The sequence below is a fragment of the Rubrivirga sp. genome (genome assembly GCF_965213695.1).
Classification (GTDB): Bacteria; Bacteroidota; Rhodothermia; order Rhodothermales; family Rubricoccaceae; genus Rubrivirga.
On sequence record NZ_OZ243912.1, the window covers coordinates 2286834 to 2307069 of the forward strand.

Here is a 20236-nt window from a genome sequence, read left to right on the forward strand (position 1 = left end):
CAGTGCGGCGGTCGCCGGCCACGAGGGGCACAGCACCCGTGCCGTACTGAAACCGGACGTGGAGGCTGGCGTCTCTGCACGCGCAACAGCACGTAGAACCCGTGCCCAAGAAGCTCACCATCACCCTCGACGACTCCGTCTACGACGGTCTCTACCGTGTTGTCGGCCCTCGACGGATCAGCCGGTTCATCGAACGTCTCGTCCGTCCCCACGTGCTCGACCTCGACGCGGCCTACGCCGAGATGGCCCAGGACCAGGACCGGGAGGCCGACGCGCTGGCGTGGTCGGACGCGCTGATTGGGGACGCAGCAGGAGGCGACGATGAAGCGCGGTGAGGTGCGGTGGGTCAACGTCGACCCGTCGGTCGGCGGCGAGATCAAGAAGAAGCGCCCGGCCGTACTCCTCAGCAACGACGCCTCGAACCGGCACCTCAATCGGGTTCAGGTGGTGCCGCTGACGAGCAACACCGAGCGGGTGTACCCGAGCGACGCACTCGTCACCGTCGGGGGCCAACGGAGCAAGGCGATGGGAGACCAACTCACGACCGCCAGCAAGCGGAGACTGTTGAACCGGGCGGGTCAACTCTCGGCATCAGACCTCCGCGCGGTCGAGAGAGCCGTACGGATCCAGCTCGGCCTGAAGTGAACGCGCTGTAGGTCAGGCCCGGACCGACATCCGCCCCGCCTACCCGGCAACGAGGGTCTCCTCGCGCTTCGGTCCGGTCCCGATCACCGTGATCGGCACGCGGAGGTGGTCGCTCACGAACTGGAGGTAGTCGCGCGCGGCGTCCGGGAGGTCGCCCATCGCGCGCGCCTCTGACAAGTCGCCGGAGAACCCGGACAGCGTTTCGTAGACCGGCCGGGCGCGGCTAAGCGTGCGCAAGTCGGTCGGGAAGCGCGTCGTCGTCTTGCCGTCGATCTCGTAGGCCGTGCAGACCTGGAGCTCGTCCAGACCCGCCATCACGTCGAGCTTGGTCACCGCCAGCTCGGTGAACCCGTTGAGCCGCGACGTGTAGCTCAGCGCCACCAGGTCGAGCCAGCCACACCGGCGCGGGCGTCCCGTGGTCGCCCCGAACTCGTGGCCCTCGGCGCGGAGGCGCTCGCCCGTCTCGTCGAGGAGCTCGGTCGGGAAGGGCCCGTTGCCGACGCGGGTCGAGTAGGCCTTGACGATCCCGATGATCCGGCCGATCTGGGTCGGCGGGATCCCGAGCCCGGTGCAGGCGCCGCCCGAGGTCGGGTGGCTCGACGTCACGTAGGGGTACGTCCCGTGGTCGACGTCCAGGAGCGCGCCCTGGGCGCCCTCCGCCAGCACGTGCTGGCCCTCCGCGAGCGCGTCGTTCAAGAAGGCCGACGTGTCGGTGACGTACGGGTCGATGTGCTGGTCGAACTCGACGTACTCGTCCACGATGGCGTCCACGTCGAGGCGCTCGGAGCCGTAGATGGCCGAGAGGATGTCGTTCTTCTCCTCGATGGCCGCCGTCAGCTTCTTGCGCAACCCGTCGCGGTCGAGGAGGTCGACGACGCGGATCCCACTCCGCGCGAACTTGTCGACGTAGGCCGGTCCGATCCCGCGGCCCGTCGTGCCGATGGCCTCGGCGTCGCGCCAGCGCTCCTTGGCCTGGTCGAGCGCCTTGTGGTACGGCATGATGAGGTGGGCGTTGTGGCTGATCTGGAGCCGGCCCTCGACCGGGTAGCCCAGCGCCTCGATCTGGCCGATCTCGTCCATCAGCGCCTTCGGGTCGATCACGACGCCGTTCCCGATCACGCACGAGACGCCCGGGTGGAAGATGCCCGACGGGATAAGGTGGAGCACGAACGTCTCGTCGCCCCACTTGATCGTGTGGCCGGCATTCGCGCCGCCCTGGTACCGGGCGACCACGTCCATTTGGGGCGCGAGGAGGTCGACGACCTTCCCCTTCCCCTCGTCGCCCCACTGGGCGCCGATGACGACGGAAACTGGCATGGGTGGGTTAGGGGCAAAGGGTGACGAGTGAAGGGCCTCTGCCCGTCACTCCTTGCGCATCACCCGTACGAGGCGACGGCGTCGGCGGCGGTGGGGAACGAGGCGAACACGCCGTCGAGCTGGGTGACCTCCAGGATGGCCCGGACGCGGTCGCCGACGGCCGCCAGGCGGAGGTCGCCGCCCGTGTTGCGGGCCGTCGTGAGCGCCCCGACCAACATGCCCAGGCCGGACGAGTTCATGAACCGGACGCCCGACAGGTCGACGACGGCCTGGAGCGGGGCGTCGCCGCGGGCCGCGGCCAGGGCGTCGTGCAACGCCGAGCCGTCGGGGCCGCCCAGGACGTCGCCGTCGAGCGTGAGGAGGGCGACGCCGTCGCGCGTCGTGCTACGGATCTGCATGAGGCCAGGGGAAGGCGGAGGGCCCAAGCTACGGGCGCGCCGGCGCGCCCGGCTCCGGCTCGGACGGCCCGCGCGTAGGGCTCGTGCGAAATCCGACCGCGCGCGGGCCGGAGGCGGAGCGGCCGACGCCGCTCCTCCCCCGGCCCCCACAGTCCTCGCGCGTCTGCGGTCAGACCGTCGCCGGCGAGAGCGACCGGCGGGCCGGCGCGTACTTCTGCCGCAGCGCGACGACGATTGGGCTCGCCACGAAGATCGACGAGTACGTCCCGACGGCGATCCCGACCAGGAGCGCCAGCGAGAACCCCTTGAGCACCTCGCCGCCGATGAGGAACAGGATCAGGACCGCGATCAGCGTCGTCCCCGAGGTCAGGATCGTCCGCGACAGCGTCGTGTTGATGGCCCGGTTGGCCACGATCGCGTACGGCTCCGTCTTGAACAGGAGCGCGTACTCCCGAATCCGGTCGAACACGACGACCGTGTCGTTGATCGAGTAGCCGACGATGGTCAGCAGGGCCGCGATGATGGCCTGGTCGATCTGGAGCGAGAACGGGGTCACGTTGTGGAACAGCGCGAACAGACCGAGCACGACGACCACGTCGTGGGCCAGCGTGAGCACGGCGGCCACCGCGTAGCGCCAGTCGAACCGGACGAAGATGTAGAGCAGGATCACGAAGAGCGCCCCGAAGACCAGCACGATCGCCTTCTCCTTGAGGTCGGACGCGATCCGGGGCCCGACCGAGTACGTCCCCTCGATGGCGACCGTAGACTCGGGGAACGCCTCGCCCAGGGTGGACACGACCGACGACTGGAGCGCGTCGGGGTCGCCGCCGGCGGCGGTCCGGACGAGCAGCGTCTGGGGGTCGCCGAACTCCTTGACCTCGAAGATCTCGCCGGTCGCCTCGGCCAGCGCCGAGGCCGCCTCGGTCGACGGGACCGCGACGCCGGTGTCGACGATGAACTCGGTGCCGCCCTTGAAGTCGATCCCGGCCTCCAAGCCCGGATAGATGAGCGAGACGATGGCGACGGTCAGGAGGATGCCCGAGATCAGGTAGCTGTCCCGGTTGTGGCTCAGGAAGTCGAAGTTGACGTTTTCGAAGATGCGCATTTGAGTATCGGTACGGGGTACGGGGTACGAGGTACGGGCGCGGGGCAGAGGACGTACCTCGTGCCCCGTGCCCTGTACCGACTTAGCCGAAGGCGACGGTGACGCCGCGCTCCTGGACGAGGTAGTCGATGATGAGCCGGGTCACGACGAGCGCCGTGAACAGCGACGTCAGGATGCCCGCCATCAGCGTGACGGCGAAGCCCTGGATCGGGCCGACGCCGAACGAGAACAGGATGACGCCGATCAGGAACGTCGTGACGTTGGCGTCGGCGATGGCCGAGAGCGCCTTGGCGAAGCCGCCGTCGACGGCCGCCTTCATCGTCTTGCCCGACGCCATCTCCTCCCGGATCCGCTCGAAGATGAGCACGTTGGCGTCGACGGCCATCCCGATGGTCAGCAGGATCCCGGCCATGCCGGGCAGCGTGAGCGTGGCCCCGAACGAGGCCAGGACGCCGAAGATGAACAGGACGTTCAGCAGCAGGGCCACGTCGGCCACCAGCCCGGCCCCGCGGTAGTAGACGGCCATGAACACGCAGACGAGCAGGAAGCCGGCCATGAGCGCCCGGGTGCCGGCCCGGATCGAGGCGGCGCCCAGGCTCGGCCCGACCGTCCGCTCCTCGACGATCGCCACCGGCGCCGGCAACGCGCCCGACTTGAGGACCGTCACGATGTCGTCGACCTCCTGGCGCGTGAAGTTGCCCGAGATCTGGGTCCGCCCGTTGGGGATCCGCTCGTTGATCGTCGGGAACGTGTAGACCAGGTTGTCCAAGACGATGACGACGGGCTTGCCACGGTTGGCGCCCGTGATCTGGCTCCAGCGGCTCCCGCCGGCCCCGTCCATCGTGAGCGAGACCTGGGGCGCGTTCGTGTACGGGTCGAAGTCGGGGCCGGCGTCGGTGATGACCTCGCCGTTGAGCTCGACCCGCTCGTTGACGGCGACGAGGTAGTGGACGCCCTCGCCGTCGGCCGTCGTCCCGGCGTCGGGGCCGGCCGTGAACAGGAACTCGACGCCGGGCGGGATCAGCCGGGCCGCGCCGGGCGCCGCCAAGAGCCGGGCGACCTCGGCCGTGTCGCTCTCGGCGACCTGCCCGACGATGGGCGAGTTCGACGACGGGTCCGACTGGACGATCTGGAGCACGGCCGCCAGCGGGTTGCCGCCGGCCACCTCGGGCTCGGCGTCGGCCGTGATGTCGCCGAGGTCCACGGCGTCGGCCGTGTCGGCGTCGGCGAGGTCGGTCGCCGTCGTGTCGGCGTCGGTGGCCGTCGTGTCGGCGGCCGGCTCGGTCTCGCCGGAGTAGAACTGGAAGATCTGGGCGGCGGCCTGCTGGATCTCGGCCGTCGGCGGGGTCAGGTGGAACGTGAGCTTGGCCGTCCCCTTGAGGAGCTCGCGGACGCGCTCCTCGTCGTCGACGCCCGGGAGCTCGACGACGATCCGGGACGAGCCCTGGCGCTGGATGAGCGGCTCGGTCACGCCGTAGCGGTCGACGCGCTGGCGGATGATCTCCTCGGCGCGGACGAGGGCCTCCTCGACCTCCTCCTGGAGGTAGACCACGACCGCGTCGTTGTCGGACCGGGCCGTGATGTCGGCGTCGGTGTTGCGGAAGTAGCGGGCCAGGCGCGTGCCGGGCCGCTCGGCCTCGAGCGCGTTGGCGAACAGGGTCACGAAGTCGTCGCCGGAGGTCTGGGCCTGCTGGGTCGCCGTGGCGAGCGCGGCCTCGAACGTGTCGTCGGCGCGGGTCCCGGCGAGCTCTTTGAGGAGCGCACCGGTGCCCACCTCGAGCGTCACGTGCATGCCGCCCTGGAGGTCGAGCCCGAGCTTGAGCGACTCGGCGGACGTGGCCTCGAGGTCGGCCCCGTGCTCGTCTTCGTAGGCTTGGCGCTGGGCGGGGTCCATCGCCGCGAGGTCGCGGTTGTTGAGGGTGTTTTGGATCGTCGGGAAGAGCTGCCAGAGCGAGATGACGAGCAGCGCGCCGACGGCGATAAGCTTGAAGCCGTAGCCTTGCATAGGGATCGGGCGTCCAGACGGACGCCGGTGGGGGTCTGGGAGAGCGCCGGTCCCCTCGGACGGGCGCGAAAAAACGACGGGGGCGGGTCGGCCCGGAGGCCGCGTCCGCTAGGGCGCGCGCGGGCGCGACGACGGCGCGAGCGCACGGAGCGCGGGGGCTTCGGCCTCGGGGCCCGTCGCCAGCGTGGCCGCCAGCGGCGCCGAGGTCGGCGCGTCGAGCGCCACGGCGGCGGAGGCCGTCAGCGTCGTGACCTTGGACGTGGCCAGGGCCTCGTCGTGGGCCGGCGGCAGCACGCCCGACAGCGACGACTGCCCCAGCAGGTGCGCCAGCGCCTCGGCCGACACGTCGCCGACGGCGGCGGCGTAGGCCTCAGCGAAGACGACGAGCGGGTCGGCCCCGTCGTCGGCCGCATGGGCGGCTTCGAGGGCGGCCTCGAACGCCTGGGCGTCGTCCAAGACCGCCGAGAGCGACGGCGGCCCCGCCTGGGCGCCGACGGCGGGCACCAGGCTCGTGCCGAGCGCCGCGACCAGAGTCGCGGCCACCAACCGGCGGACAGTGTCGAGGCGGAGCGTGCGCATGGCGGGGGCGACGGCCGGCAAGCTAACCCCTCGGTGGGGTCCCCCGGGGTTCCCCCCACGCGCTCTTCTCGCGACTTCCTTCGGACCGGCTCGGCGGACACGCGCTTTGGCGATCCGCGCCCCGTGCCATCGCGACGTCGCCGACGACGTACCCTCTCCCCCGAGGGGCAGAGAGGGGACGGTTCCCGCTCGCCAAACAGCTTCTAACAGCTTGCGAGAGGACACGGCACGCCGTGTCCCTACGACACCTCGACGCCCTTCCAGAACGCCACGTGGTCCCGGATCTCGGCCGCGGCCTCCTTCGGCTCGCGGTAGATCCAGGCCGCGTTCGCGTTGACGTCGCCGTCGACCACGACATCGAAGTAGCCGGCGGTCCCCTTCCACGGGCACACCGTCGTGTGGTCGGACGCGCGGAGGTGATCCCGGCGGAGCGCGTCCGGCGGGAAGTAGTGGTTGCCCTCGACGACGACCGTCTCGTCGCTCTCGGCGATCACGGCTCCGTTCCAGGTGGCTTTCACTGCGGTGGGGGTCTGGTGGGTCAGCGGACGCCCTCGCTCATCTCCAACATCCGCTCGATGGGCCGGAGCGCGGCGACCCGCACGCCCTCGTCCATGTGGAGCTCGGGCTGGCCGTGCCGGAGGCAGAGGTAGAGCTTCTCCAACGTGTTCAGCTTCATGTGGGGGCAGTCGTTGCACGCGCACCCGTTGTCCGGCGGCGCGGCCACGAACGTCTTGCCCGGGTTGTCCTTCTGCATCTGGTGCAAGATGCCCGACTCCGTCGCCACGATGAACGTGTCGGCGTCGGACTCAGCCGCGAACCGGCGGATCGACGACGTGCTGCCCACGTGGTCGGCCAGCCTCAGGACGGGCTCCTCGCACTCGGGGTGGGCCAGGATCGGCGCGCCGGGGTAGCGGCCCTTCAGCCGCGCCAGCTTCTGCTCCGAAAAGATCTCGTGGACGATGCAGGCGCCCTGCCACAGCAGCATCTCGCGCCCGGTCTGCTTCATCAGCCATCGGCCGAGGTTCCGGTCTGGCGCGAACAGGATGGGCTGGTCGGCCGGGACCTGGCGGACGATGTGCTCGGCGTTCGACGACGTGCAGATGATGTCGGTCTGGGCCTTGATGGCCGCCGAGCAGTTGATGTAGCTGATGACGAGGTGGTCCGGGTGCTCGGCGCGGAACGCCGCGAACTCGTCGGGCGGGCAGCTGTCGGCGAGCGAGCAGCCGGCGTGCAAGTCCGGCAGCAGGACGGTCTTGCTCGGATTCAGGATCTTGGCCGTCTCCGCCATAAAGTGGACGCCCGCGAACACGATGACGTCGGCGTCGGTCCGCTGCGCCTCGCGCGCCAGTCCCAAGCTGTCGCCGATGTAGTCGGCGATGTCTTGGATGTCGCCCTCCTGGTAGTAGTGGGCCAGCAACACCGCGTTCCGCTCGCGCTTGAGCCGGTCGATCTCGTCGAACAGGTCGAGCGTCGGGTCGACGGCCTCGCGGACGAACCCGACGCGGGCGATCTCGGACGGGAGCGTGGGCAGGGCGAGCGTCTCGGTCATGGGAGCGCGGGTGCGGGACCGGGACAACGCCGCCCGCCCGGTGCGTGGTTTCGGCGTGGGGAGGATAGAGGGTGGAGAGTGGAGGACGGAAGGTCAGCAGACCCACCGCGACTACGGAACCCAAGTTGTGTCTCCGGTCCTCACGTTCGTCGGGACCGAGGACGGGGGACGGAAGACCGCCTGAGACTCGTCGGGGAAGCCGGTCCCCCGTCCTCCGTCTCCGGCCCCACCGCCTCTTTCGGTTCAGACACGACTCGGGTTACGGAGGACTGTGGGGCTTACCGCCGGGGTTTCCCCTTGTCATCCTGAGCGAGTGCGGAGGATCCCAACGCTGGCCGTCCAGTCCGTAGGGAGCGGTGCGGACGGGCTCGACGCCTCGTGCTGAGATCCTTCGCAGGCTCAGGATGACAAGCACGGGGGGGTCGAGATGGGGCGGTCGAGGTCGCCTTCGAGTCCACGTCGCCTCTACCCTCTCCTCTCCTCCCTCTCCTCCGCCAGCCGCCCGCCCTCCAGCCTCAGCACGCGGTCGGCGAGCGCCGCCAGCGCCGGGTTGTGGGTGACCACGACGAACGCCTGGTCGGCGTCGCGGCTCAGGCGCAGAAGCTCGTCGTGCAACGTCTCGGCCGTCTTGGTGTCGAGGTTGCCCGAGGGCTCGTCCATCAACACCAGGCCGGGCTCGTTCATCAGCGCCCGCGCCACGGCCACCCGCTGCTGCTCGCCGCCCGAGAGCTGGCTCGGCCGGTGGTCCAGGCGGGCGCCGAGCCCCAACATCGTCAGCAGCTCCCTCGCCCGGCCGCCGGCCGTCTGGAACGTGCCGCCGGCGATGAGGGCCGGCATGGCCACGTTCTCGAGCGCCGTGAACTCGGGCAGCAGGTGGTGGAACTGGAAGACGAACCCGATGGCCCGGTTGCGGAACGCGGCCAGCGCCTCGTCGCCCTTGGCGAACACGTCCTCGTCGCGGAACGTGACGGTCCCGGCCGTCGGCCGGTCGAGCGCGCCCAACAGGTGGAGCAGCGTGCTCTTCCCCGTCCCGCTCTCGCCCACGACGGCCACCAGCTCGCCGGGGTACACGTCGACGTCGAGGCCGGCGAGCACGTCGAGCGCGCCGGTCGCCGTCGGGTAGCTCTTGCCCAGGCCGCGGGCGCTCAGGATCGCTCCGCGATTCGGGGACCGGGGAACGAGGAACGGGGCACGGGCAGACGACGCCTCAGACCCCGCGGCAATCGGGGACGCTCCACCTCCGGCGGTGCCGCCGCGGGTCCCAGTCTGTGGGTCGCCGGTGCCCCCCGTGCTCGCCGCCTCCATCGGTGGCCCGGCAGACTCTGCCAGTTCCCCGTTCCCCTTTCCCATTTCCCCCCCGCTCATTCCGGCCTCTCGATGTTGAGGTCCTTCAGCTTGTTGTAGAGGTGCGACCGCTGGATCCCGATCAGCTCGGCCGTGGCCGAGACGTTCCAGTCGTTCTCGGTCAGCTTGCGCTCGATGAACAGCTTCTCGGCCTGGTCGCGGAACTCGAACAGCGAGTCGTAGCGGTCGATGAGCCCGCCGGCCGAGCTGCCCGATCCCGAGGGGACCACGTAGCGCTCGACGTCGGCCGCGGTGATCTCGTCGCCGTCGGACAGGATGAGGAGCCGCTCGACCACGTTGCGCAGCTCGCGGACGTTGCCGCGCCACTCCTGGTGGCGGAGCCGGTCGAGCGCGTCGCCAGCGAAGCTCTTGTCCGCCATGCCGTTGCGGCGCATGACCTGGCGCAGGATGTAGCCCGCGATGTCGGGGATGTCCCCACGCCGCTCGCGTAGCGGTGGAACGTGGATCAAGATGACCGAGAGCCGGTGGTAGAGGTCCTCGCGGAACCGCTTCTCGTCCACCTGCTGCAAGAGGTCCCGGTTCGTCGCGGCGACGACGCGGACGTCGACCGAGATCGAGCGGTCGCCGCCGACGCGCGTGATCCGGTTCTCCTGGAGCGCTCGGAGCACCTTGGCCTGGGCGTCGAGCGACATGTCGCCGATCTCGTCCAGGAACAGGGTCCCCCCATCGGCCTGCTCGAACTTGCCGATCCGCTGCTTGGTGGCCCCGGTGAACGCCCCCTTCTCGTGGCCGAACAACTCGGACTCGATGAGCTCAGACGGGATCGCGGCGCAGTTGACCTCGACGAGGGGCCCGTCGGCGCGGCTGCTCTGGGCGTGGAGGTGCCGGGCCACCAGCTCCTTGCCCGTCCCCGGCTCGCCGGTGATGAGCACGCGCGCTTCGGACGGGGCGACCCGGGCGACCGTCTGCTGGATCCGCGCGATCGCCGGGCTGTCGCCCACGATCGGCGTCAGGTCCGAGGTGCCGGCGTCGCGGACGACCTGCTTGAGCCGCGTGTTCTCGACCCGGAGCTGGCCCCGGTCGAGCGCCCCGCGGACGGTCACGAGCAGGCGGTTGAGGTCCGGCGGCTTCTCGAGGAAGTCGACCGCCCCGAGTTGGGTCGCCTCGACGGCCGTCTCGACCGTCCCGTGGCCCGAGATCATCACGACGGGGACCGTCGACTCGGCGTCGTGGAGCGCCTGGAGCACCTCCATGCCGTCCCGCTTCGGCATCTTGATGTCGAGGAGGACCAGGTCGACGCCGGCGCGGGCCTTGTCGAGCGCCTCGTCGCCGTCGGCGGCCTCCTCGATGGCGTAGCCCTCGAACTCGAGGATCTCACGGAGCGTCCGCCGGATGGCGGGCTCGTCGTCGGCGATGAGGACGGTCGGCATGGGCGCGGGAGAGGGGCGGCCCGAAGCTACGGCCGGCCCCGAGCTCGCGGCTTCCTCCCCTGTCGTCCCGGGGCTACCGTGACCTCCCCCACCGTGTCGTCCCGACCAGCTCCAGCTACTCCTGGACCGGGACCGGCACGGTGACCGTCGTCTCGGGGGCCTCGGTCGTGTCGACGACGACGGGCGCGGCCGTCACGTCGCCGGTCGGGGTGCCGGTCGCCGTCGCCTCGGCCTGGACCTCGCCCAGCTCGACGAGCGCCGTCCGCTGCTCGGGCGCCGTGTCCCACTCGTCGATGATCTGGGTGAGGGCGGCTTGGGCGGCGTCGGTGTCGCCGGCGGCGCGGTGGGCGCGGGCGGCGTCGAGGAGGTAGCCCGGGGTCGAGGCCGGCGAGGCGTACTCCGCGGCGGCCTGCTCGTAGAGGTTGGCGGCCCGCTCGGCGTCGCCGCGGTCCTCGGCGATGGCGGCCTGGCCCGCGATGGCGCTGGCGGCCATGAGCCCCTCGCCGTCGTAGTCCTCGAACATCTCCAAGGCCCGGTCCATGTCGCCGAGCTGGTAGAGCGCGTCGGCGGCGAAGAAGGTGGCCTGCTCGCCGGTCGCCGTCGAGCCGTAGTCGTCGGCGATCTCCAGGAGGCCGGGCGCCGTGTCGGTCCCGTCGAGGGCCGTCTGCCAGTTGCCGGCCTCGTACTCGGTCAGGATGGCGCCCAGGAGCCGCTGGCCCTCGGCCGAGCGGTTGGCCTGCCACGCCCGCCACGCGATCACGGCGACGGCCAAGACCACGATCCCGATGATGACGCCGATGATCGCGTTCCGGTGGTCCTCGAAAAACTCCGTTCCGCGCGAGGCCGATGTCGTGAGGGCGTCCTCGCGGAGGTCGTTCGTGCGCGGCGCGGTGAGCGTCTTCGGCGGGTTGATCTGGGCCATCGGGGGGAGACGGAGGGTCGGGAGTGGGCGGCCGACGCCGCGAACCGCGAAAGGTAGCGGGGCCCCGGCCGAACGCGGCGTGAAGAGCGGGGCGAGACGACGCGCCCGGCGCCCCGCCGCGCCCTCTTGCAGGCGATTTCACCGGGGCGGCGGCGTCGGAAGCGGTTCGGACCTAGTACCCTCACCCGTCGTTCGCCCCCTCCCTCCCCAGCCCCCTCCTCTTCATGGCCATCAAGATTGGTATCAACGGGTTCGGCCGCATCGGCCGCCTGGTCTTCCGCTCCATCCTCGAGCGCGGCGGCGACGGCTTCGACGTCGTCGCGGTCAACGACCTCACGGACGCCGAGACGCTCGCCCACCTGTTCAAGTACGACTCGGTCCACGGCGTCTTCCCCGGCGACGTGGCCGCCGAGGGCGACGAGCTGGTGGTCAACGGCGACCGGTTCAAGGTGCTCTCCGAGAAGGACCCCGCGAACCTCCCGTGGGGCGACCTCGGCTGCCAGGTCGTCGTCGAGTCGACCGGTCGGTTCACCGACGCCGAGAGCGCCGGGCTCCACCTCGAGGGCGGCGCCGAGAAGGTCGTCATCTCGGCCCCGGCCAAGGGCGGCGTCAAGACGGTCGTGTTGGGCGTCAACGACGACACGCTCACGGGCGACGAGACCATCGTCTCGAACGCGAGCTGCACCACGAACTGCCTGGCCCCGATGGCCAAGGTGCTCGACGACGCCTTCGGCGTCGAGAAGGGGTTCATGACGACGGTCCACGCCTACACGGCCGACCAGCGGATCCAGGACGCGCCCCACCGCGACTTGCGCCGCGCCCGCGCCGCCGCGCTCTCGATCATCCCCACGACGACCGGCGCCGCCAAGGCCGTCGGCCTGGTCCTCCCCGAGCTCCAGGGCAAGCTCGACGGGTTCGCGCTCCGCGTCCCCACGCCCGACGGCTCGCTCACCGACTTCACGGCCGTCGTCCAGCGCGAGGTGACCGTCGACGAGGTCAACGACGCCTTCCGGGCCGCCGCGTCGGGCCCGATGAAGGGGATCCTGGAGTACAGCACGGACCCCATCGTGTCCATCGACATCGTCCACAACGCGCACTCGTGCGTGTTCGACGCGCCCTCGACGATGACGTCGGGGACGATGGTCAAGATCGTCGGGTGGTACGACAACGAGTGGGGCTACGCCAGCCGCACCGTCGACCTCGTCTCGAAATTGATGAACGGGTGATTGACGATTGCGTGATTGCCTTTCAGAATCACCCGATCCCTCAATCCACAATCACCCGATGAAGACCCTCTCCGACCTCGACCTCGCCGGCCGGCGCGTGCTCGTCCGCGTCGACTTCAACGTGCCGATGGACGGCGGCGCGGTGACGGACGACACCCGCGTCCGCGGGGCGCTGCCCACGATCCGGGCCATCCTGGACGCCGGCGGCACGCCCGTCCTGATGTCGCACCTCGGCCGGCCCAAGGGCGCGCCCGACCCGGCGTACTCGCTCCGGCCGGTCGCCGCCGCGCTCGACGGGCTGCTCGACGCGCCGGTCGTGTTCTGCGACGAGACCGTCGGCGACCAAGCCCGGGCGTGCGTGGACGGGGCGCCGGCCGGGGCGGTCGTGCTGCTCGAGAACACGCGGTTCCTGGCCGGCGAGACGTCGAACGACGACGAGACGGCCCGCCAGCTCGCGGCGCTCGGCGACGTGTTCGTGTCGGACGCCTTCGGGTCCGTCCACCGGGCCCACGCCTCGACGGCCGGCGTGGCCGCGCTCCTCCCCCACGCGGCGGGCCGGCTGTTGGAGCGCGAGGTCGCGTTCCTGACCCGGGCCCTCGACGAGCCCGGCCGCCCGTTCGTGGCCGTCCTCGGTGGGGCCAAGGTGTCCGACAAGATCGGCGTCATCGAGGCGCTCGCGCCCACGGTGGACCACCTGCTGATCGGGGGGGCCATGGCCTACACGTTCCTCGCCGGGCTCGGCCACTCGGTCGGCGACTCGCTCGTGGAAGAGGACCGGACGGACGAGGCGTTCCAGCTCCTGGAGCGGTTCAAGGACACCCTCCGGCTCCCCCAGGACCACGTGGTCGCCGACGCCTTCTCGGCCGACGCCCGGACCCAGACCGTGACGGGCGAGATCCCGGACGGGTGGCAGGGGCTCGACATCGGGCCCAAAACGCGCGAGCAGTACGCCAACCTCCTCGACGGCGCGCGGACGGTGATCTGGAACGGGCCGATGGGCGTGTTCGAGATGGCCCCGTTCGCCCAAGGCACGCTGGCCGTCGCCGAGGCCTTGGCAGAGGCCACCCGCGAGCACGACGCGCTGACCGTCGTCGGCGGCGGGGACTCGGTCGCCGCGATCAACCAGGCCGGGCTGGCGGACGCCGTGACCCATGTCTCGACCGGCGGAGGCGCCATGCTCGAGTTCATGGAGGGGAAGACGTTGCCCGGCCTCGCGGCCCTCGACTGAGAAACGGGCCGGTGACGCCCGGACCTCAGTCCCCCGCCCCCACCCATGCAGTTCCCCGCCTCGTCCGCCCCCGCCGACACGGCCGCCGTTGTCGACTCGGCCATCGGCCTCACCGCCGAGGACGTGGTCGCGGCGAAGGAGGCGCTGTTCTCGACCGAGTTCTGGCTGGGCGTCGGGCAGACGGCGCTCAAGGTCGCCGTCACGGTCGCGCTCGCGCTCGTCGCCATCGCCGTCGTCGCCCGGATCAAGCGTCGGTGGGTGGCCTCGGTCCACGAGGACCCGGCCACCGACAAGCGCCGCCAGCGCGTCCTAACGACGGCCGACCTGCTGGGGTCCGTCGCGCGCTACGTGATCTGGGCCATCACGATTGTGACCGTCCTGGGCCTGGTCGGGTTCGACATCCGCGCGCTGCTGGCCGGCGCCGGCATCGCGGGGCTGGCCATCGGGTTCGGCGCGCAGACGCTGGTGAAGGACGTGATCTCCGGCTTCTTCCTACTGTTCGACGACACCCTCGGCAACGGCGACCTCATCCGGATCGGGACCGACACGGGGACGGTCGAGTACGTCGGGCTCCGGCTCATCAAGGTGCGGAAGTTCGACGGCGAGCTGTTGATGGTGCCGGCCGGCGAGCTGCGGACGTTCGGCAACAAGTCGGTCGGGTTCGCCCGGGCCATCGTCGAGGTGGGCCTGAGCTATGAGCAGGACGCGGGCCAGGCGCTGGCGGTCCTGGAGGACGTGGCGCGCGAGTGGGCCGAGACCGAGCACGCCCAGGAGGTGATGCTCGAGGAGGCGCCCCAGGTCCAGGCGCTCATGGCGCTGGGCGACTCGGCAGTGACGGCCCGCGTCATCGTCCAGGTCCGCCCGGGCGAGCAGTTCCAAACCGAGCGGGACCTCCGGTCGCTCATCAAGGCCCGGTTCGACGAGCGCGGCGTCGAGATCCCGTTCCCGCGCCGGACGGTCTACGTCAAGTCGGCCGGCGGCGCGCCGGGCGACGACGAGGCGAGCGCCGCCGCGGCGGCCGGCGCCTGATGCAGAGGCCGGGGTCTTGGTCTGGTCAAGGGGGAGGAGAGGATGAAGAGGGCGGAGAGGATGAGGACGCCCCCTCTGTCCCCTCGTCACCCGGCCCGCGCTCGCAACTTCCCGATCCACCCGCCGTCACGGCCGCCATGACTGACCTCGCCATCGACACGTCCGGGCTGGCCAAGACGTACCGCGGCCGACCGCCGGTCGAGGCGCTCCGGCCGCTCGACCTTCAGATCCGGGCCGGCGAGACGTTCGGGCTGCTCGGGCCCAACGGCGCCGGCAAGACGACGCTCGTCAAGCTCCTGCTCGGGCTCGCCCACCCGACCGCCGGCTCGGCGACCCTGTTCGGCCGCGACATCGCCGACCCGGAGGCCCGCCGCCCGGTCGGGTACCTCCCCGAAGGGCACCGCTTCCCCCCGTTCCTGTCGGCCCGGGCGACGCTCGAACTGTTCGCCCAGATGGCCGGAGTCGACGCGGGCGAGCGCCCGGGCCGGGCCCAGGAGCTGCTGGCGACCGTCCGCTTGGTGGGGGCCGCCGACCGGCCGGCCGGGACGTTCTCGAAGGGGATGTTGCAGCGGCTGGGGATCGCCCAGGCCCTGATGAACCGGCCCCGCCTGGTGTTCCTGGACGAGCCGACCGACGGCGTCGACCCGGTGGGCCGGCGCGAGATCCGGACGTTGATCGAGCGGCTCCGCGACGACGGCGTCACGGTCTTCCTCAACTCGCACCTCTTGAGCGAGGTCGAGCGCGTCTGCACGCGCGTGGCCATCCTCAAGGACGGCGTCCCGATCCGGATGGGGACCGTCGAGGACCTGACGCGGCAGGGCCGCGCGTGGCGGTTGGTCACCTCCCCCCTTCCGCCGGCGACCGCCGACGCCCTGGGCGACGCGCTCGCGACCGACGCCACCGAGCACCCCGACGGGCTCGCGCGGTCGCTCGTCACGCTCCCGGACCGGGCCGCGCTCAACGCCGCGCTCGACCGGCTCCGCGCCGACGGCGTCGAGGTCGAGGCCGTCGAGCCGGCCCGCCAGTCGCTCGAGGACCTGTTCATCGATGTCGTGACCACCCCGGCCACCCCCGCCTGACCCATGCTCGGCCTGTTCCTGCTCACGCTCCGCGAGCTCCGCGCCCGCAAGGTCGTGATCGGCCTGTTCGTCGTCGCGACGGTGATCTGGGTCGCGTTCACGTTCGCGCTCCAGCTCGACGTGGTCGACGGGACCCTCGCTGGCGCGCGCCTCTTCGGCCAGGAGACACTCGACGGGCCCGTCGACCTCGACGCGCCGCTCCTTGACGCGGACGGCGAGCCGATCCTCAACAGCGACGGGACCCCGCGGACGGCCCGCGACGACTTGCCCCCGTTCGGCAACACGTTGCTGGAGAGCGTCGTGTTCGGGGCCCAGGCGTTCGTGGCCGGCGCCGCGTACTGGGTCGGCATCCTGCTGGCGCTGTTCGCGACGGGCGGGCTCGTCGCCGCGTTGACCGAGCGCGGCCAGGTGGACGTGCTGCTGACGAAGCCGCTGTCGCGGGCGTCCGTGCTGGCGGGCCGGCTGCTCGCCGTGATGGCCGTGATGCTGGCCCTGACGACGTATCTGTTCGGCGGCGTCTGGCTCGTGATGTCGATCAAGTCCGGCCTGTGGGCCCCGCAGTTCCTGCTGGCGATCCCGGTCGTGTTCGGGATGTTCGCCGTCGTCTACGGCGTCGTGACCCTGGTGGGCGTGTGGAGCGGGAGCGGGCCGCTGTCGTTTATCGCCACGCTCGGCGTCCTGTTCGTGAGCCTGATCCTGGCCATCCCGACGCTGCCGGAGCAGGTCTCGGCCCTGTGGCGCCCGCTCGTCGTCGGGGCGTACCAGGTGCTGCCGAAGTTCGGTGGCGTGGGCACGTCCATCGTGCCGCAACTCGCGACCGGGGGCGACGTAGGCGCCCTTTCCTTGCTGTGGTCCTCCCTCGCGTTCGGAGCCGTCTGCTACGGGCTCGCGTTCGTGCTCTTCTCCCGCAAAGACTTTTAACGCTATGACCTCCGCCTCCTCCCGCCCGGCGCGCCTGGCGCTCTCCGCCGCCCTCGGCACGCTGCTGGTCGCCGGCTCGGCCCTGACCACGACCGGGTGCAGCGACACGTTCGCCGCGCCCGGCATCGGGTCCTCGGCCCAGACGACGGACGCGCTCGCGCTCCTGCCGACCGACGCCGACGTCTACGGCATGACGAACCTCGCGAAGGCCCGGGACAGCCAGGCCCTCGAGACGGCCCTCGGCGACACCGGCCTGGGGATGGTCAGCGGCCGGGGCTCGGCCGACTTCGACGAGTTTATCCGCCTGACCGGGTTCGACCCCTCCCAGGACCTCGACCGCGTGTTCGTGGCCGTCAGCGAGGGGCCGAGCGAGCGGGCCGCGTTCGTGGCCTACGGCTGGTTCGACCGGGACAAGATCGAGCGGTTCGTCGCCGACAACGGCGAGGTCGCGTTCGAGGTGACCGAGGTCGAGGGGCTCCCGGTCTACCTCACGACGGTCGAAGACGGCCAGCGCGGCGGGTTCGCGCTCGTCAACGACGAGATGGTCCTGGCCGGCGACCAGGCGACGCTGACCGCGATGGTCCGGCGGCTCGGCACCTCGGCCACCCCCCGCGATGCGGAGCTCCAGGCCTTGTTCGACCGCGTGGCCTTCCCGGACGGCGCCTGGTTCGTCGCTCGCGGCCTGGACGGCGCCGGTTTGCAGGTCGACGACGACGCCCCGCCGTCCGCGCTCGCGGCCCGGGCCGCCGACGGGTTCGTGGTCTCGATGGACTTCGGCGACGACGGCGTCCCCGTCCGCGCGTTCCTGGCCACCAAGCCCGAGGCGAGCACCGACGACGTGGCCGACGTGGTCCGTGGCGGGATCTCGGCGGCCCGGATCGGGCTCAAGGACGAGCCGTCGGCGCTCGACGTGCTCGACCGGGTGGAGGTCGTGTCGGAGGACGCGGGCGTCCGCGTCGAGGGGTTCCTGACCCCTGAGTTCCTGGCCCAGACAGCCCGCTAGAGCGACGCCAGATCGCTCGTGGGCAGACCCCCCGCTCCCCTCCCGGTCGCGGAGCCTGTCCTGAGCGGAGCCGAAGGGCTCCCAGGTCGGGGAGCTGTCCCCCTCGAAGGGGGACAATCCGTCCGCCCGCTGAGCGGAGCGAGGGGAGGACGGCCAGGGGGCCCGCTCACGAGCGACGTGTCACGGCACTAGGTCGGCACGGCGGCGCGGTACCTTCGGGCTCCCCCGCCCGACCCGACGTTGCCCGACGCCCTCTCGCCCGACGCCTTCACCCTCGACGCGCTCCCGCCGATCCCCCGGCCGGGGCGCGTCCTGATGACCCGCCCCGACCACTTCCGGGTCGAGTACGTCATCAACCCGCACATGGCCGGCAACGTGGGCGAGGTCGACCGCGGGCGGGCAACGGCCCAGTGGGAGGCGCTCCGCGACGCCTACGAGCGGGTCGGGATGGAGGTCGTCGTGGTGGCCGGCACGCCGGGCCTGCCGGACCAGGTGTTCTGCGCCAACCAGACGCTGCCGTACCAGACGCCGGGCGGCGAGCGCGGCGTCGTCCTGAGCCGGATGCACGCGGCCCAGCGGAAGCCCGAGGTCGAGCACTACGAGCGGTTCTTCACCGGCGAGGGCTACGAGGTCCACCACCTCGACGCCGACCTCCCGGGCGACTTCGAGGGGATGGGCGACGCGCTCTGGCACCCCGGCCGCTACCTCCTGTGGGGCGGCTACGGCTACCGGACCGACCGCCAGGTCTACGACCGCTTCGCCGACTCGCTCGGCTTCCCCATCGTCGCGCTCGAGCTGACCGACCCCGACTTCTACCACCTCGACACGTGCCTCTGCCCGCTCGACGAGGAGACGGCGCTCTACTACCCCGGCGCGTTTACCGACGAGGGGATCGCGGCCATCCGCACCCACTTCCGCCGGACGCTCGAAGCCCCGGAGGCCGAGGCCCGCGAGCTGTTCGCCTGCAACGCGCACTCGCCGGACGGGACCCACGTCCTGATCCAGCAGGGCTGCGCCGACACGAACGACCTGCTGCGCGCGGGCGGGTACGAGCCCGTCGAGGTCGACACGAGCGAGTTCCTCAAGTCGGGCGGCTCGGTCTTCTGCATGAAGCTGATGTTCTGGTAGCCGGGTGCCGCCGTCTGCCCCCGGCCCTCCCCCGTCGGTCTCCGTCGTCGTCCCGGCGTGGAACGAGGCGCCGACGATCCGAACGGCGCTCGCGAGCGTGGCCGGGCAGACCGAGCCGTGGGAGGTCGTGGTGGCCGTCGGCGACTCGGACGACGGCACGGCGGAGGCGGCGGGCACGGCCACCGTGGTCCGTGGGGCGCGAGGGCGGGCCCGCCAGATGAACGACGGCGCGGCCTCGGCCACCGGCGACGTCCTCCTGTTCCTCCACGCCGACACCCGGCTGCCGGCCGGTGCCCTCGACGCCGTCCGCGCGGCCCTGGCAGACCCAGAGGTGGCCGGCGGCTGCTTCCGCACGGCGTTCAACCTCGACCCGGGACAGGACGGGTTCACCGCGCTCGGCCGCGCGTTCATGCGCCTGTGGGAGTCGCGGCTGTGGATGCGGTGGCACCGGTTCGCGTTCGGCGACCGCGCCCTGTTCGTCCGCAGGACGGCGTTCGAGGCCGTCGGCGGGTACCCGGACCAGCCGGTGTTCGAGGACCTCGACCTGGTCCGCGCGCTCCGCCGGCGGGGCCGGTTCGTGTTTTTGGACGCCGAGGTCACCACGTCCGCTCGCCGCTTCCGCCGGCATGGGGCGGTCCGCCAGCAGCTCCGAAATCTGGCGCTGTGGACGGGGTGGAACGTGGGCCTCTCGCCCCACCGGCTCAAGCGGTTCTACAGCGACGGCGACCGGGGGTAGCGGGCGAGGCGGCCTGCCACACGCCCTCCTCCCACCCCGCTCCCTACTCCGCCTCGCGGTCGAGGATGTAGATGGCGCGCAAGTTCCGGGCGAGCTGGCCGTAGTCCATCCCGTACCCGATCACGAACAGGTTGTCGATGTCGAACCCGACGTAGTCGACCCGGACCTCGACCTTGGCTGCGTCCGGCTTGCGCAGGAGCGTGGCCGCCCGGAGCGAGGCCGGGTTCCGGGTCTGGATCTGGTCGATGACGTACTTCATCGAGAGCCCCGTGTCGACGATGTCCTCGACCACGATCACGTGACGCCCTTCGAGCTTGGCGTCGACTTCCTTGAGCTCGGTCACCTGGCCGCTCGACACCTTGCTCTCGCCGTAGCTCGAGAGCTTGTAGAAGTCGACCTCGGAGTCGGCCGGGATCGCCCGCATCAGGTCGGCCGTGAACATGAACGCGCCGTTCAAGACGCCGATCAGGATGGGGACGCCGACGTCGGCGTAGTCGGCGGCGATCCGCTCGCCCAGCTCCAAGATCCGCGTCTGGATCTCGTCCTCGCTGAGGTAGAGCCGGAACCGCTCGCCGCGGCAGGTGACGATGTCAGGGGCAGCGGCGGTCTCGGGCATCGGGGGGGCGCGGGG

Annotated in this window: 21 protein-coding genes; 10 read left to right on the plus strand and 11 right to left on the minus strand. The window is 71.3% G+C overall.

The window, feature by feature from the left end; translation table 11 throughout:
* Positions 1–101: 101 nt before the first annotated feature.
* Positions 102–335 (plus strand): addiction module antitoxin, encoded by a 234-nt coding sequence (locus tag ACOOHE_RS10025; RefSeq protein WP_420453945.1) that lies wholly within the window; start codon positions 102–104, stop codon positions 333–335.
* Positions 298–645 carry a type II toxin-antitoxin system PemK/MazF family toxin gene (locus ACOOHE_RS10030; protein ID WP_420453946.1) on the plus strand — a complete coding sequence of 116 codons (348 nt, stop codon included), beginning with the start codon at positions 298–300 and terminating at the stop codon, positions 643–645. The genes ACOOHE_RS10025 and ACOOHE_RS10030 overlap by 38 nt, the downstream gene beginning before the upstream one ends.
* Positions 646–684: 39 nt before the next feature.
* Here ACOOHE_RS10030 and ACOOHE_RS10035 read toward each other — a convergent pair whose 3' ends face one another.
* The 10 genes from ACOOHE_RS10035 to ACOOHE_RS10080 form a co-directional block, all read right to left on the minus strand.
* Complete coding sequence (locus tag ACOOHE_RS10035; RefSeq protein WP_420453947.1) at positions 685–1962, minus strand: adenylosuccinate synthase; 1278 nt, start codon at positions 1960–1962, stop codon at positions 685–687.
* Positions 1963–2021: 59 nt separating this feature from the next.
* Complete coding sequence (locus tag ACOOHE_RS10040; protein WP_420453948.1) at positions 2022–2360, minus strand: STAS domain-containing protein; 339 nt, start codon at positions 2358–2360, stop codon at positions 2022–2024.
* 169 nt (positions 2361–2529) lie between these two features.
* Entirely contained in the window at positions 2530–3465 is a 936-nt protein-coding gene (gene secF / locus ACOOHE_RS10045) for a protein translocase subunit SecF (RefSeq protein ID WP_420453949.1), read from the minus strand.
* Between the two features lie 82 nt (positions 3466–3547).
* Positions 3548–5470: a protein translocase subunit SecD gene (secD, locus tag ACOOHE_RS10050; RefSeq protein ID WP_420453950.1), complete on the minus strand. Its 1923-nt coding sequence runs from the start codon at positions 5468–5470 to the stop codon at positions 3548–3550.
* Between the two features lie 108 nt (positions 5471–5578).
* Positions 5579–6049: a hypothetical protein gene (locus ACOOHE_RS10055; protein WP_420453951.1), complete on the minus strand. Its 471-nt coding sequence runs from the start codon at positions 6047–6049 to the stop codon at positions 5579–5581.
* 239 nt (positions 6050–6288) lie between these two features.
* The gene (locus ACOOHE_RS10060) at positions 6289–6567 is read right to left on the minus strand and encodes a DUF427 domain-containing protein (protein ID WP_420453952.1); all 279 of its coding nucleotides are present in this window, start codon (positions 6565–6567) and stop codon (positions 6289–6291) included.
* Positions 6568–6587: 20 nt separating this feature from the next.
* The gene (gene nadA, locus ACOOHE_RS10065; protein ID WP_420453953.1) at positions 6588–7598 is read right to left on the minus strand and encodes a quinolinate synthase NadA; all 1011 of its coding nucleotides are present in this window, start codon (positions 7596–7598) and stop codon (positions 6588–6590) included.
* 465 nt (positions 7599–8063) lie between these two features.
* Positions 8064–8750 (minus strand): ABC transporter ATP-binding protein, encoded by a 687-nt coding sequence (locus ACOOHE_RS10070; RefSeq protein WP_420457616.1) that lies wholly within the window; start codon positions 8748–8750, stop codon positions 8064–8066.
* A 209-nt stretch (positions 8751–8959) separates the two neighbouring features.
* On the minus strand, positions 8960–10333 hold the full coding sequence (locus ACOOHE_RS10075) for a sigma-54-dependent transcriptional regulator (protein WP_420453954.1): 1374 nt from the start codon (positions 10331–10333) through the stop codon (positions 8960–8962).
* Positions 10334–10448: 115 nt separating this feature from the next.
* Positions 10449–11255 (minus strand): tetratricopeptide repeat protein, encoded by an 807-nt coding sequence (locus ACOOHE_RS10080; protein ID WP_420453955.1) that lies wholly within the window; start codon positions 11253–11255, stop codon positions 10449–10451.
* 224 nt (positions 11256–11479) lie between these two features.
* Between ACOOHE_RS10080 and gap the strand changes: the two genes are divergently transcribed.
* The 8 genes from gap (at position 11480) to ACOOHE_RS10120 (ending at position 19605) form a co-directional block, all read left to right on the plus strand.
* Positions 11480–12481: a type I glyceraldehyde-3-phosphate dehydrogenase gene (gap, locus tag ACOOHE_RS10085; RefSeq protein WP_420453956.1), complete on the plus strand. Its 1002-nt coding sequence runs from the start codon at positions 11480–11482 to the stop codon at positions 12479–12481.
* Between the two features lie 58 nt (positions 12482–12539).
* The gene (locus ACOOHE_RS10090) at positions 12540–13709 is read left to right on the plus strand and encodes a phosphoglycerate kinase (RefSeq protein WP_420453957.1); all 1170 of its coding nucleotides are present in this window, start codon (positions 12540–12542) and stop codon (positions 13707–13709) included.
* A gap of 45 nt (positions 13710–13754) precedes the next feature.
* Positions 13755–14738, plus strand: coding sequence for a mechanosensitive ion channel family protein (locus tag ACOOHE_RS10095; RefSeq protein ID WP_420453958.1), 984 nt, complete (start codon positions 13755–13757; stop codon positions 14736–14738).
* Positions 14739–14875: 137 nt separating this feature from the next.
* Positions 14876–15817 carry an ATP-binding cassette domain-containing protein gene (locus tag ACOOHE_RS10100; protein ID WP_420453959.1) on the plus strand — a complete coding sequence of 314 codons (942 nt, stop codon included), beginning with the start codon at positions 14876–14878 and terminating at the stop codon, positions 15815–15817.
* A 3-nt stretch (positions 15818–15820) separates the two neighbouring features.
* Complete coding sequence (locus tag ACOOHE_RS10105; protein ID WP_420453960.1) at positions 15821–16738, plus strand: hypothetical protein; 918 nt, start codon at positions 15821–15823, stop codon at positions 16736–16738.
* A 4-nt stretch (positions 16739–16742) separates the two neighbouring features.
* Positions 16743–17741, plus strand: coding sequence for a hypothetical protein (locus ACOOHE_RS10110; RefSeq protein ID WP_420453961.1), 999 nt, complete (start codon positions 16743–16745; stop codon positions 17739–17741).
* Between the two features lie 240 nt (positions 17742–17981).
* Entirely contained in the window at positions 17982–18869 is an 888-nt protein-coding gene (locus ACOOHE_RS10115; RefSeq protein WP_420453962.1) for a dimethylarginine dimethylaminohydrolase family protein, read from the plus strand.
* Positions 18870–18873: 4 nt separating this feature from the next.
* A complete protein-coding gene (locus ACOOHE_RS10120; protein WP_420453963.1) occupies positions 18874–19605 on the plus strand; it encodes a TIGR04283 family arsenosugar biosynthesis glycosyltransferase in 732 nt (243 codons plus the stop codon).
* Between the two features lie 43 nt (positions 19606–19648).
* On the opposite strand, the gene hpt is transcribed toward ACOOHE_RS10120, so the two are convergent.
* Positions 19649–20221: a hypoxanthine phosphoribosyltransferase gene (hpt, locus tag ACOOHE_RS10125; protein ID WP_420453964.1), complete on the minus strand. Its 573-nt coding sequence runs from the start codon at positions 20219–20221 to the stop codon at positions 19649–19651.
* Between the last annotated feature and the right edge of the window lie 15 nt (positions 20222–20236).